The organism is Arthrobacter horti, assembly GCF_030731045.1.
Lineage (GTDB): Bacteria > Actinomycetota > Actinomycetes > Actinomycetales > Micrococcaceae > Arthrobacter_E > Arthrobacter_E nanjingensis.
This window is the reverse complement of the sequence record NZ_JAVALS010000021.1, coordinates 21,681-34,999: the sequence shown is the minus strand read 5'-3', so window position 1 is coordinate 34,999 and position 13,319 is coordinate 21,681. Positions and strand designations below refer to the sequence as shown.

Sequence of the window (13,319 nt, the reverse complement as noted above, 5' to 3'; positions counted from 1 at the left end):
GGTCCTGCTTGTTTCACGCTCCAGCGGGTGTGGTGTTTCAGGACGTGGTGGCGGCGGCAGAGTCCGGCGAGGTTGCCCAGGGTGGTGGGGCCGCCGTGGGCGGCGTCCTGGGTGTGGTCCAGGTCCAGCTCGTTGGCGGGGAGGTTGCAGCCGGGGAAGCGGCAGCGGGAGTCCCGGGCGTGCAGGAGCCGTTGGAGGTCTTCACTGGGACGGTACCGGTCCACAGCCAACACCGCCCCGCTGATCGGGTCGGTCAGGACCCGGTTCCACGCGGACACACCACCGGCCAGGAGACGTGCGGTGTCCGGGTCGATGGGATGCCGGCCGTTCAGCTCCGCCGCCACCGGCTCATGAGTCTCGTCACCAATCAAGGTCAGCACCGGCACCGTGACCTCGACCCGGGCGCTGATGCCTGCCAGGAGCCCGTCCGGGGTGTCGTGACCGCTCGGGGCGCCGTGCAGGAGCAGATCTGAGAGGAGGTCGGCGCGGAGCTGATCCCGGGTCCGGGACTCTGCGGTGTCTGCCCCAGAGGCGGTTTCTTCACGCACCTTGGCCAGGGTGGTCAGCCGTCCGAAGACTCCGTGCGCGAGGGTGGCGGGCAGCACGGCCCCGAGCTCGGCCATTCCATCCGGCAACGGATTCAGCCAGACCCGGCGCTGTTCGCAGGCGCGCTCATGCCGGATGTTCAGGGGTTCGGGTTGGGCTTTCTCGGCTTCCCGGGCCGCGTGCCTGCGCACCCGCCCGGGTGCCTGGACCTCGGCCACGGGCAGGACCGCGGCCTCGTACCGGGCCCGGGCGGCCGGGTCCTCGATCACGGTCCCGGCGTCCCGGATCACCCGCACATGCGCGGCACTGATCCGCCCCTGAGAAAAGGCCTGAAGGGTGGCGGGGAAGCGCTCCACGAGCTCCACGGCGGCGCCCATCTGGTGCTGGATGGCCCGGTCACTGGTCCGGGTCGCGGTGGCGATCTCCGCCGCGACCGAACGCTCCGCCAACTCCACCGCCCGCGCCGCCCCGAACGGATCCCCGCCCGGCCCAGCCGCGCCGTCGTCGTCGATCAGCCCGTGGGAAAGTTCCACCGCCATGGCCAGCAGCAGCTCCCGGCCCGCCTGCAACTGCGCGATCCCCCGATCCGCCGCCACGATCGCCGACGTCAGCGCACTGAGCGAGCCCAGCACACCCGAATCCCCGGGTGCTCCCGTGAAACCGGGCACCTGCCCGGCCCCCGGAACCCCGCTCGTGCTGCTCTCCGCTTCCATGACCCCATCATCCTCAGGGCGACTGACATTGTTTACACCAGCCACACCAGCACCACGCGGAACCCCTTACGACAGGCCGGGCAGCTCCGTCTGGACCTCGCCGTCCGCCGACGGGAGGACGCGATCCAGCTCCGCGAACTTCGCCGCCATGGTCGGGTTGCCACGCGTCAGCTTCTTGATGGTCACGTCCTGCGCCTTGTCATTGGCGAGCCGCAGATTCCGCTCCGAGCCCTGCAGCGATTCCTTGACCTTCTGGAGCTGGGCGATGGACTTGTCGATCTGGTCGATCGCCTCATGGAAGCGGCGGGACGCGAGCTCATAGTTCTTCCCGAATCGGGCCTTGAAGTCGTCCAGCTCATTCTCGAAGTTGGTGATGTCCACGTTCTGGGCCTTCACCGATTCGAGCTCCTGCTTGTACTTGAGCGAACTGAGCGCGGCGTTCCGGAGCAACGAGATCATGGGGATGAAGAACTGCGGACGGATCACGTACATCTTCGGGTACCGATAGGAGACGTCCGCGATGCCGCTGTTGTAGAACTCGTTCTCCGGCTCCAGCAGGGAGACCAGGACGGCGTACTCGCAGCCCTTCTCCGTGCGGTCCTTGTCGAGTTCCTTGAAGAAGTCCTCGTTCTTGTGCTTGGTGGCCGTGGTGTCGTTCTCGTTCTTCATCTCGAACATGATGGAGACGATCTCCGTGCCCGCAGGGTCCGAATCGCGGAAGACGTAGTCGCCCTTGCTGCCGGAGCTGGCGTCGTTGTCCTTCTCGAAATAGGCGGTGGGGAACGCCGTGGACCGGATCCGGTTGAATTCCGTTTCGCAGTGCTGTTCCAGGGTCTCGCCCACCATCTTCGTGGAAAGGCGCGCCTTCATGTCCCGCAGCCGCTCGATCTCCGATTCGAGGTCCTTGCGGTCCAAAGCGAACTTCTCCGTGAGCGCCTGTTCGGACAGCTGCTTCTCCATCCGCGCCAGCTCCAGGCCGGTCTTCAGCTCGTCCCGCTCCTTCTCAACGGTACCGACCGCCTGCGTGACGGCCAGCTGCTTAGCCGTCTCTCCGGCGTCGAGCCTTGCCTTCAGCTCCTGGATCTGGGAGTCCTTCGCGGAAGCCGTGGCCTGCATCTCACTGCGGAGCTTCGCCTCGGCGAGCACCAGCGCGGTCTGGCTCTCCTGCTTCGCCTGTGCCAGCGCTGCCTCGAGTGCGTCCCGCTGCCTCTCCGCCGCGCTCACCGCCTTGGTGACGGCGATCTCCTGCTCGCTGCGGCCGGCGTCGAGCTTCGCCTTCAGCTCCTGGATCTCGGCGTTCTTGGCAGCCTCCGCCTGCTGAAGCTCACTGGCGGCCTTGGTCTCCGCGAGGGCCACGGCGTCCGACTTCTCCCGGGCCGCGATCTCCAGGCGCTCGTGCAATGCCGTGTCGAACTCGCGGTCCCGGACCTGCTTGACGATGTCCGCGTACCCCGCCTCATCGATCGTGAAGGCCTTATCGCAGTGCGGGCAGATGAGTTCATGCATGTCCGGGAGTCCTTTCGCCGTCGTCTGCTCCACTGTATCGATCCCGGCCGACACCTATACTTGGGGAAGTACAAAGGGTCCGGTGCATCGGGTGGTAGGGACGGTGCACACTGCTTTGACGCATCACTTCCCTCAGGAGCCCAGCCCTCATGACAGCGCCTTCGCGCACCCCCTCCGACGTCCACACCCCGCCCCCGTCCGTCTCACCCTGGGAACGTGTGGCCGGGATGTTCCGGCAGTACGCCCAGCTTCCGCGCCTCAGCGGCGGTTGGTACATGCTCCTGACCATGTTCGCCCGGCTCCCGCTGGCCATGCTGACCATCGGGGCCATGAGCCTGGTCACCGCGGTCACTCACTCGTACGCCACGGCCGGCCTGGCCGCCGGGGCGGTCGGCATCGGGTCCGCGCTGGGGGCGCCCGTCGTCGGCATGCTCGCCGACCGGCTCGGCCAGCGCAGGGTTCTTCTGGCCTACGCCGCGGCCAATGTCGCTGCCCTGGCCTTCCTGCTGATCTCCTGCCTGGCCGGTCAGGACCCGTCCGTCCCCGCCGTCGTCGTGGCCGCCTTCGCCAGTGGCTTGACCTGCCCGCAGGTCGGCCCACTCTCCCGCGTCCGCTGGATCGCACTCATCGGCCGGCGCCCGGGCTCCCGTGCCGGAATGAACGACGTCGCCATGTCCTTCGAAGGCACCACCGATGAGCTGACTTTCGTCCTCGGCCCTGCCCTGGTGGGCGTCCTCGCCGCGTTCCTGGCTCCCTGGCTCCCGCTCGTTCTGGCGGCGGCCCTGACGCTCGTGCTCGTGCCGCTCTTCGCCCTCCATCCGAGCGCGACGGCGGCGCTCCCCGCCGGACATCCGGACGCCGCCGCATCGCCGACGACGACGCCGGAGGCTCCCGGCGCGGGACGCCTCCGTGCGCTGATGGTGCCGCTCGCCGTGCTCGCCATGGTGTGCATGGGCACCTTCTTCGGCGGAACCCAGGCTGCGCTGAGCGCCTTCGCAGGCGAGTTCGCCGACCCTGAACTGGCCGGTCTGCTGTACTCGGCCATGGGCCTCAGCTCCGCCGTCGTCGCGCTGTCCATCGCCGCGTGGCCGGAGCGTTTCGGCCACGGTGCCCGCTGGGTCACCTGTGCCGCGCTGCTCGTGATCGGCAGTGCGCTCTTCCTGCTGCCTCTGGACCTGGGGACCGTGATCCCGGTCCTGCTGGTCCTGGGCATGGCCGTGGGGCCCATGATGGTCACCGTCTTCGCCATCGGCGCGCAGGTGGCGCCCGCGGGACGCCTCTCCACCGTCATGACGGCGCTGTCCAGCGGCATCGTGGCCGGAACGGCGCTCGGCTATGCCGTGGCCGGCGCCGCGGCCCAGTGGGGTGGCTCCCACCCGGCGTTCCTGGTGCCCGGTGTGGCGTCCGTGCTCCTGGTCCTGCTCGGCGTGCTGGCAGCGCGGACCCTGCGGCGGGTGGTTTAGCGGGCCAGGAACTCCAGCGCCGCATCCTTGAACGCGCGGCTGGTGGTGGTGTTGGTGTGGTTCCGGCCCGGCACCAGGACCGTCTCGGCGTGACCTCCGGCGCCGTTGACCAGCGAGGCGAGCATGTCCAGCGAGGCCGAGCGGGGGTCCTCGGCCCCGGCCACCAGGAGGATGTCCTGGTGCGGCACGGCGTCGGTCGGGTCGAACGGCTCCACCTTGGCGGCCTCGATCAGGGTCAGGAACGCGAAGATGTTGTTGCTCGGCACCAGCTGCGCCATCTTGAGCAATGCGGCCGTGGAGGCGTCCGCGATCGGGGTCCCATCCGCCAGGTACTGCTGGGCCGCCACCACGTCGAACTCTGCGAGCGGGTCGTTGTGGCTCGGTCCGCCCAGGACCACACGGCGCACCAGGCCACGCTGCGTCCCGGCGATCTCCCAGCCGATCCGTCCGCCCAGTGAGTAGCCCACCACGTCCAGGCCGCTGGAGCGGTCGCCGTCCTGGATCGGACGGGCACCCGCGTCGGTGACGGCCTGCAGGAGATCCGCGCGGATCTTGCCGGGGGAGTAGGAGTCCATGTCCGCGGGGGCCTCGCTGGAGCCGTGGCCCGGCAGGTCCATCGCGATCGCCCAGCGTCCGGCGCGCTGCAGTTCCCGCACCCAGCCGGTGTTCACCCAGTTCAGCTCGATGCTGGAGGAGAAGCCGTGGATGAGCAGCACGGGCGGCAGGCCGGCGTCGTGCTCCGGGCGGAAGACCTGGACGTTCAGATGGGGGTCCACGCCCTCCACCGTGTGCGGATGACTCTGGCCGCTGTGCCGGGACATTCCGGTCTCCCTCCTGGATGGCTCGGACCGCTCCCGGCCCGTCATCCCCACTGTAGTCGCCGGGGAATCGGGGATCCACGTCACATTGTGCCGAGCCTTGGAGGAGCGATACTCTGAGTTAGAGTCAATGTGACCCTAACTAAGGAGGTGTGGTCATGAGCGAGTGGTATCAGCACGCGGCGGCCGTGCTTCCCAACCCGTCGGGCAACATCGCCGAGCGGCGGATGGCCCCGCCGGCCCTGGCGATCTCCACCGTCATCTTCGCGCTCAAACCGAGTGTGAACTCCGGCCGCCCCACCCTCTGGCTGCCACTGGTCCGCCGCATCCGCGAGCCGTTCAAGGGGCAGTGGGCGCTGCCCGGCGGCCCGTTGGTCCACGACGAATCCCTGCAGGAGGCCGCCTCCCGCAATCTTCTGGAGACCACTGGCCTGGCCCCGCGGTACCTGGAGCAGCTCTACGCCTTCGGTGGCCTGCACCGGTCCCCGTCCCAGCGCGTGGTGAGCATCGTCTACTGGGCCCTGGTCCAGTCGGAGGAGGCTGAGCTCCCTGGCGAGGAGGAGAACGTCCGCTGGTTCCGGGCGGACCGGGTCCAGGGCCTCGCCTTCGACCACCAGGAGATCGTGGACTACGCGCTCTGGCGGCTGCGGAACAAGATGGAGTACGCCTCCATCGCCTACCACTTCCTGGGCGAGTACTTCACCCTGGCTCAGCTCCGGGAGGTCTACGAAGCCGTCCTGGACCGCCCCTTGGACCCCGCGAACTTCCGGCGCCACGTCACCAACGCCGCCGGCATCGAGCCCAGCGACAGGTACCTCCAGGGAGGCAAACACCGCCCGCCCCGCCTGTACCGCTACACCGGCCCGGCCCCCAGCAGCACCACAGCACCGAACAGCACGTCAGCAGAAAACCGAGGAACCCCGTGAGCAGCGTCAACGCCACCATCCAGCTCATCACCCGCGCCGAGGCGGAGTCTGCTCCGGCGTCCGCGGGCACGTGCAGCACCGAACTCGCCGCGGGCCCTTGGGAGTACGACGCCGCCGAGGCCGCCGCGGGTGCCCCGGCGTACGGACCGGGCGCCTCCAGCGAGGACGTGGCGCCCGCCGCTACGCCGCGCCAAGCGCAGATTCCCGCCGAGTACAAGCAGGCCTCGGACGAGGAACTGCACGAGCGCATCGTCGCCGCCAAGCGCACGCTCGGCGACCGCGCCGTCATCCTGGGCCACTTCTACCAGCGTGACGAGGTCATCCAGCATGCCGACTTCGTGGGCGATTCCTTCCAGCTCGCCAACGCGGCGCTCACCCGCCCGGATGCCGAGGCCATCGTGTTCTGCGGCGTGCACTTCATGGCGGAGACCGCGGACATCCTCTCCACCGATGAGCAGGCCGTGATCCTGCCCAACCTGGCGGCCGGCTGCTCCATGGCGGACATGGCGGACATCGACTCGGTCCAGGAGTGCTGGGAGCAGCTCGAGGAGATCTACGGCACCGAGCCCGATGCTGAGGGCCGCGTCCCGGTCATCCCCGTGACCTACATGAACTCTTCCGCGGCGCTCAAGGCGTTCTGCGGCGAGCACGGCGGCATCGTCTGCACCTCCTCCAACGCCGCGACCGTCCTGGAATGGGCGTTCGAGCGCGGACAGCGCGTCCTCTTCTTCCCGGACCAGCACCTCGGCCGCAACACCGCCAAGGCCATGGGCGTGCCGCTGGAGAACATGCCTCTGTGGAACCCCCGCAAGGACCTGGGCGGCAACAGCGAGCAGACGCTGGAGGACGCTCGCGTGATCCTGTGGCAGGGCTTCTGCTCCGTGCACAAGCGCTTCACCGTGGCTCAGATCGAGCAGGCCCGCATCGATCACCCGGGCGTGACGGTGATCGTGCACCCCGAGTGCCCTATGGAGGTGGTGGACGCCGCGGACTCCGCCGGATCCACGGACCACATCCGCAAGGCGGTGGCCGCCGCCGCCGAGCCCACCACCTTCGCCATCGGCACCGAGATCAACATGGTCAACCGCCTGGCCGCCGAGTACCCGCAGCACACCATCTTCTGCCTGGACCCGGTCATCTGCCCGTGCTCCACCATGTACCGCATCCACCCCGCGTACCTGGCCTGGGTGCTGGAGGAGCTGGTGGAGGGCCGCGTGGTCAACCGGATCGTGGTGGACCAGGACGTTCAGGTGGGCGCTCGCGTGGCGCTGGACCGTATGCTGGCGGCGCGGCCATGACACGGCCCGCGGAAGCCGGCCTGATCGTCGTCGGCTCCGGGATCGCGGGCCTGTACGCGGCGCTGCTGGCCGCCGACGCCGGGCTGCCGGTCACGCTGCTGACCAGCGGCGAGCTGGAGGCGAGCAACAGCTTCGCGGCCCAGGGCGGCATCTGTGCCGTCCTGGGGGAGGATCAGCGCGCCGCGGGCGACTCGGTGGACGCCCACGTGGCGGACACGCTCGCCGCCGGCGCCGGGCTCTGCGACGAAGACGCCGTCCGGCTCCTCTGTTCTGCGGCCGCCCAGGACATCGCCACACTTGAACGTTTCGGTGTCCGCTTCGACCGTGGTGCCGACGGCGCCTACTCCCTCGGGCTCGAGGCCGCGCATTCGCACCCGCGCATCCTGCACGTCGGCGGGGACGCCACCGGTGCCGGGATGGTGCGCGCGCTGGTGTCCGCCGTCGTCCAGGAGGTCATGGCCGGAAAGGCGACGCTGGTGGAGAACGCCCGGGTCACCGGGCTGCCGACGACGACGCCGGGCGCCGCCGTGCGCGGCGTGCGTTACGAGCGCGCCGGGGTCAGCTACGAGCTGGCGGCGTCCGACGTCCTGCTCGCCACGGGCGGGGCGGGCCGCCTGTTCGCCCGCACCACGAACCCGGTCGGAGCGCTCGCCGAAGGCGTCGGCCTGGCGCTGGAGGCCGGCGCCGTCATCCGCGACGCCGAGTTCCTACAGTTCCACCCGACGGCACTGCGCCTGCCCGGCCAGGCCCAGGACGGCTGGCTGGTCTCCGAGGCGGTGCGCGGCGAAGGCGCGGTCCTCCTCGATGCCGACGGCGTCCGCTTCATGCCCGAGTACCACCCGCTGGCCGAGCTGGCCCCGCGGGACGTGGTCTCCCGAGCCGTCGCCGATCACCTCAACCGGCTGGGTGCCCCGGGTGGTGCCGTCTACCTGGACGCCCGGCCCATCGTGGAGCGCCACGGGGCGGGGTTCCTGTCCCGGCGCTTCCCCAGCATCAGCGCCGCCCTGGCGCTCGCCGGGATCGACTGGGAACGCCAGAGGGTCCCCGTCGCCCCGGCGGCGCACTACTGGATGGGCGGTGTGGCCACGGACCTGGACGGCCGGACGTCCGTTCCAGGCCTGTGGGCCGCCGGCGAGGTGGCATGCACCGGTGTTCACGGCGCCAACCGCCTGGCCTCGAACTCGCTGCTGGAAGGCCTGGTCTTCGGACGCCGCGTCATCGAGGCGCTGGTGCGGGGCGGAGCAGGCGCGGCCCACGGCGCGTTCGCTGACGTCGTCACTGCTGACCCCACCATCGCTGAACTCGCTGTCGCCGGGCTGAGCTCGCTGCCGGCGGTAGTGGGCTCAAACGTCCGGCAGCGAGCTCAGCGGGCCACGCTGGAGGCTCTGCAGGAGCTCATGACCACGCACGCCGGCATGTCCCGCACCGCGGAGGGCCTGGCCCACGCGGCCGCCACCCTGGACGCATGGCTGGCTGCCGAGGACGTGGACGACGCCGGCCTGCGGCTCAGCCTCCTCGCCGCCCGCGCCCTGGTGGCGGGCGCCCAGGCGCGCGCCGTCGGCGTCGGCGCCCACTTCCGCTCGGACGCCCCGGCCGGAGCAACGCCTGACCTCCGCCACCAGGGCTGGCTCCTGAGCCGGTGCGGTCACGCGATGCCCGCCTCGCCCGAACCCCTTGAGACCGCCGGCCGGAAGGTTCCCACCTCATGACCCAGACAGCCCTCATGACCCTGACAGCAGAGACCATGACTGCAGAACTCCGTAGCGCCGCCGCTTTCCTCGCCCTCCCGGAACCGCGTGCCGTGGACCGGATCATCCTGGCCGCGCTGGAGGAGGATTCCCCGCACGGCGACCTCACGGGCGAGGCCTACCTGCCCGTCGACGCCCGCGCCGATGCTCTCCTGCGCGCTCGCGTGCCCGGTGTCCTGAGCGGCGGCCCGGTCATCCGGCGCGTCTTCGAACTGGTGGATCCCGCCGTGCAGGTGGACCTCCTGGCCCAGGACGGCGCCGAGTTCCAGGCCGGGGACGTGCTCGCCCGGATTCAGGGCCCGGCCCGCTCGGTGCTGCTGGGCGAGCGCATCGCCCTGAACCTCTCTCAGCGCATGAGCGCCATCGCGACGGCGACGGCGGCCCTCGTCGCAGCCGTGACCGGCACTCGTGCAAGGGTGGCCGACACCCGCAAGACCACCCCGGGCCTGCGCGTCCTGGAGCGCTACGCCGTGCGCTGCGGCGGCGGTTCCAACCACCGCTACAGCCTCTCCGACGCGGTCATGGTCAAGGACAACCACCTGGCCGTGCTGACCGGCGGCGACCCGGCGAAGATCACCCAGGCCCTCCTGGACGGGAAGTCCCGGCTGGGCCACACCGTCCACGTGGAGGTGGAGGTCGACCGCCTGGACATGATCGAGCCCGTCCTGGCCGCCGGGGTGGACACCATCATGCTGGACAACTTCTCCCTGGAGGACCTTGCCGAGGGCGTGCGCTGCGTCGCAGGCCGCGCCATCGTGGAGGCCAGCGGGAACGTCCGCCTCGAGACGATCGCGGACATCGCCGCCACCGGGGTGGACGTCATCTCCTCCGGCGCCCTGACCCACAGTGTCGCGGCGCTGGACCTCGGGCTGGACATCGATATTTCAGCTGGAGAGAGCACACCGTGATCTACCTCGACGCGGCGGCCACCACCCCGGTCCGCCCCGAGGTCCTGCAGGCCATGTGGCCCGTGCTGAGCGGGACCTACGGGAACCCGTCGAGCCATCATGAGGTCGGCGAGGCCGCCCGCGCCGCCCTGGAGGACGCACGACGCCGCGTGGCCGCAGTGCTGGGCTGCCGGCCTGCCGAGGTGCTCTTCACCTCGGGCGGCACCGAAGCCGACAATGCCGGGCTGAAGGGCATCGCGCTGGCCCGGCGCGCCCGCGATCCGGAGCGGGACCGGGTGGTGGTGGGCGCCGTCGAGCATCCCGCCGTCCTGGAGTCCGCGGACTTCCTGGCGCGTGTGCACGGCTTCTCCGTCGACGTGGCGCCCGTGGACGGGCTCGGTGTGGTGGATCCCGACGCGTTCCGTGCGCTGCTGAGCGAGCGCACCGCCGTCGTCAGTGTCATGTATGCGAACAATGAGGTGGGGACCGTCCAGGACGTCGCGTCCCTGGCCGCGGCCGCCCGCGAGGCCGGCGTGCCGTTCCACACGGACGCCGTTCAGGCCGGAGGGGCGCTGCCCCTGTCAGTGAAGGACCTCGGCGTGGACGCGCTGTCCCTCTCCGGCCACAAGCTCGGGGCGCCGAAGGGCAATGGCGCGCTGTTCCTGAAGTCCCGGACGCCGTTCGAGGCACTCATCCACGGGGGAGGCCAGCAGCGGGGCCGGCGTTCCGGAACCGAAGACGTGGCCGGTGCGGTGGCGTTCGCCACGGCCCTCGGACTTGCCGAGGCCGAGCGGTTGAGCGGGGGAGCGGCCCTCGCAGCGCGCCGTGACCGCTTTGTGGCGGCCGTGCTCGATGCCGCCCCCGGGGCGCTGCTGACAGGCCATCCCGAGCGGCGCCTGCCCGGTTCCGCGTCCTTCTGCTTCCCGGGCGTCTCCGGGGAGACCGTGCTGCTGGAGCTGGAACGCCGGGGCATCGTCTGTTCAAGCGGTTCAGCCTGCGCCGCGGGTTCCACCGAGCCGTCCGCCGTGCTGACGGCCATGGGGATCGCCGCGGAGGTGGCCCAGACGGCCGTCCGGTTCAGCCTGCAGAGCGGGACGCGCCAGGAGGATCTGGACGTGGTTGCGCGGTCCGTCGGGGAGATCCTGGGCCGGTTCGCCCCGGCGTAGCGCTGAACGTTCCCCCAGCAGTCCTGGAATGGCCGCGGCGCTCATCCCCTAGGCAGGAGCGATTGCCGGCGATAAGCTGCGGAAACCGGGCCGGCCTCGGCTCGCAAGGACAGGGGGGACCACATTGAGCTCGTTCATTGTCGGCACGGATCTGATCGATCTTCTGGCGACTGTCGCCCGGAGAATCCGCAACGGTAAGATGCCGGACCACTACTTTGACTATGAGGACACTGCGACCGCACAGTCGATCGGGCAAGCACTGGCACACTTCAACCACGTGGCGGTGTCTGACTCCGACTTGGAAGAGTATGACGAGCCGGAATACACGTTCACCCCTGTCGAGGAGATCCTGAGTGGTCCGCTCGAGCCCAGGCATCTGGTCCAGATCTACTTGGCGGCGAGCTGCTACAACTACCAAACCGGTGAGGACCATCCCGGCTGGGCCTACAGCCTTCCGTGGGCCACAGTGAAGGCGATCCGTTTCTGGGCGGCGACCCGTCTCTATGGGCTCGAATGGCCGATCGTGAAGCTGCGGGGCTCCAGTGGGCATGATTGGGCCGGCATCGAGGACGCCGCCTGGGAGTGGACTCGCGAGCACGGCTTTCCCGATCTGCCGATCGATTCCGGTTCACTGGACGAAGACGAAGTCAGGCAGGCGATCTCAATCACGGAGCGGATGGCAGAGCAGATGCTTGAGGTACTGGGGATGACCAGAGTGTCGCTCCTGGCGCGCCTTGTCCATGCCCGCCATCCGGACGGGGTCTACGTGCTGCTCAAGCCGGTCGGTGGGCGATTCGTCAGCTGCGCCGTCGTGCGGGAGAGTGGCCAAGTGATCGCCGAAATCAGCTCTCCGGAGAAGACCGCCGATGGTACCGAGCCGGCCGATGGAGACGAGCTGCAAACACTTCTGGAGAATCTCGATCCCGGTGCGGCCAACCCGGCGTGGACAGAGTTCGCCCCTGAGGATTTCCCGTCGCATGATGACGGGGTTCGAGCGGTCGACGTGGCAAAGGCCTCGGCCTGGTCGCCGCAGATGACCCGTACGCGCCCAGCGAATCCTGAGGTGATTGGCCCTTGGACTTCACATTCGATGCCCTGGACCGGCGCCGTGAGCGTGTAACCCGCTCAGCCCTTGATGGCCCGCCGGAAGATCCACTGCCGGAACAGCACGAACCGCACGGCCGTGGCCACGAAGCCCGCCAGAGTGGTGGTCCAGAGTTCCTCCGTCACGGTGGCACCGGACTGCACCCAGTGCAGCAGGAGAAGGCTGGACGCCGTGATCACCCAGGCGATGCCCATCACCAGGAGGCCGCGGAACTGGTCGCGGGCGGCGCCGCTGCGGTCCGTGATCCCGAAGGTGGCGGCCCGGTTCAAGGCGGTGTTGAGCACCGAGGTGGAGACCAGCGCCAGAAGGTTGGCCCATTGCGGGCCGAGTGACGGACGCAGGAGGGCATACAGGCTGATGGAGGCCACGGTGCAGACGATGCCCACGGCGGTGAAGCGCAGCACCTGGCCGGCCAGGGGAGAGCGCAGCCAGGCGCGGAGAACCGCCCCCCGGGTCCCCTCCCTGACAGGGGTGGAACCCGAAGGGCGGTCGCCGGGAAATCCGGGGACCGGCCGGGTGCCGAGATCCGTGGTGCCGCTCATGGAATCAGTCTTTCACTTCGGGCCTGTGGGTTCCGTGGTGCAGGCTGTGCACTCGCTGTGACCTTGGGCGCACTTGAGGCGCGCAGGGTGCACGACGCCGGCTCAGCGGCTCCGCTGGCCCCGTTCGGGCAGGTTCGCGCGTAGCTTGGTGGTCAGCCGCCGGAGCTGCTCAAGCTCTTCGGCGTCCAGGGCGGGCAGCAGCAGCCCGGCGATGTCCCGGACGTGAGCGCGGCCCACCTCCTTCTGAGCGGCGATGCCCTCCTCCGTCAGACGGATCAGCACGCCGCGGCCGTCCTCAGGGGCGGTCATCCGCTCCAGGAGTCCGCGCTTCTCCAGACGCTCCACCATCCGGCTGAGGCTGGACTGGTTCAGCAGCACGCCTTCATTGATCTCGTGGAGGCGGAGCCAGCCGCTGGGGCAGCGGCTGAGGGTGAAGAGGACGTCGTACTCCTTGTCGCTCAGGCGTTCGCCGCCGGTGCGGAAGGCCGGACCCTCGTGGAGCCTGCTCATCACGGCGACCTGGGCGCGGAACAGGGCCTCCCAGCTCTCGGCGGCCAGACGGACGGATCCGCTCCGGCCGGGGGTCTCCTTCGATGCCATC

12 protein-coding genes are annotated in these 13,319 nt (G+C 69.8%); 7 read left to right on the top strand and 5 right to left on the bottom strand.

Annotated elements, in window-relative coordinates; translation table 11 throughout:
* On the bottom strand, window positions 1-1,259 hold a 1,259-nt coding region (locus Q9R02_RS16195; protein ID WP_305997744.1), incomplete at its 3' end, for an HNH endonuclease signature motif containing protein.
* Window positions 1,260-1,325: 66 nt separating this feature from the next.
* Window positions 1,326-2,765: a DUF2130 domain-containing protein gene (locus Q9R02_RS16190; RefSeq protein WP_305997743.1), complete on the bottom strand. Its 1,440-nt coding sequence runs from the start codon at window positions 2,763-2,765 to the stop codon at window positions 1,326-1,328.
* Window positions 2,766-2,914: 149 nt separating this feature from the next.
* Between Q9R02_RS16190 and Q9R02_RS16185 the strand changes: the two genes are divergently transcribed.
* A complete protein-coding gene (locus Q9R02_RS16185) occupies window positions 2,915-4,228 on the top strand; it encodes an MFS transporter (RefSeq protein WP_305997742.1) in 1,314 nt (437 codons plus the stop codon).
* On the opposite strand, the gene Q9R02_RS16180 is transcribed toward Q9R02_RS16185, so the two are convergent.
* Window positions 4,225-5,049, bottom strand: coding sequence for an alpha/beta fold hydrolase (locus Q9R02_RS16180; RefSeq protein ID WP_305997741.1), 825 nt, complete (start codon window positions 5,047-5,049; stop codon window positions 4,225-4,227). The two genes, Q9R02_RS16185 and Q9R02_RS16180, sit on opposite strands and share 4 nt — an antisense overlap.
* A gap of 155 nt (window positions 5,050-5,204) precedes the next feature.
* On the opposite strand from Q9R02_RS16180, the gene Q9R02_RS16175 reads away from it, so the two are divergent.
* From Q9R02_RS16175 to Q9R02_RS16150, 6 genes are all read left to right on the top strand, one after another.
* The gene (locus tag Q9R02_RS16175) at window positions 5,205-5,972 is read left to right on the top strand and encodes an NUDIX hydrolase (protein WP_305997740.1); all 768 of its coding nucleotides are present in this window, start codon (window positions 5,205-5,207) and stop codon (window positions 5,970-5,972) included.
* Window positions 5,969-7,270 (top strand): quinolinate synthase NadA, encoded by a 1,302-nt coding sequence (gene nadA / locus Q9R02_RS16170; RefSeq protein ID WP_305997739.1) that lies wholly within the window; start codon window positions 5,969-5,971, stop codon window positions 7,268-7,270. Before Q9R02_RS16175 ends, nadA begins: the two co-directional genes overlap by 4 nt.
* Window positions 7,267-8,979 carry an L-aspartate oxidase gene (locus tag Q9R02_RS16165; RefSeq protein WP_305997738.1) on the top strand — a complete coding sequence of 571 codons (1,713 nt, stop codon included), beginning with the start codon at window positions 7,267-7,269 and terminating at the stop codon, window positions 8,977-8,979. Before nadA ends, Q9R02_RS16165 begins: the two co-directional genes overlap by 4 nt.
* Window positions 8,980-9,014: 35 nt before the next feature.
* Window positions 9,015-9,926 carry a carboxylating nicotinate-nucleotide diphosphorylase gene (nadC, locus tag Q9R02_RS16160; RefSeq protein WP_425279294.1) on the top strand — a complete coding sequence of 304 codons (912 nt, stop codon included), beginning with the start codon at window positions 9,015-9,017 and terminating at the stop codon, window positions 9,924-9,926.
* Complete coding sequence (locus Q9R02_RS16155; RefSeq protein WP_305997736.1) at window positions 9,923-11,071, top strand: cysteine desulfurase family protein; 1,149 nt, start codon at window positions 9,923-9,925, stop codon at window positions 11,069-11,071. Before nadC ends, Q9R02_RS16155 begins: the two co-directional genes overlap by 4 nt.
* 124 nt (window positions 11,072-11,195) lie before the next feature.
* Window positions 11,196-12,191, top strand: coding sequence for a hypothetical protein (locus Q9R02_RS16150; RefSeq protein WP_305997735.1), 996 nt, complete (start codon window positions 11,196-11,198; stop codon window positions 12,189-12,191).
* Between the two features lie 5 nt (window positions 12,192-12,196).
* Here the strand turns inward: Q9R02_RS16150 and Q9R02_RS16145 are convergent, their stop codons facing one another.
* The gene (locus Q9R02_RS16145) at window positions 12,197-12,718 is read right to left on the bottom strand and encodes a GtrA family protein (RefSeq protein ID WP_305997734.1); all 522 of its coding nucleotides are present in this window, start codon (window positions 12,716-12,718) and stop codon (window positions 12,197-12,199) included.
* A 102-nt stretch (window positions 12,719-12,820) separates the two neighbouring features.
* On the bottom strand, window positions 12,821-13,318 hold the full coding sequence (locus Q9R02_RS16140) for a MarR family winged helix-turn-helix transcriptional regulator (protein WP_305997733.1): 498 nt from the start codon (window positions 13,316-13,318) through the stop codon (window positions 12,821-12,823).
* Window position 13,319 lies beyond the last annotated feature (1 nt).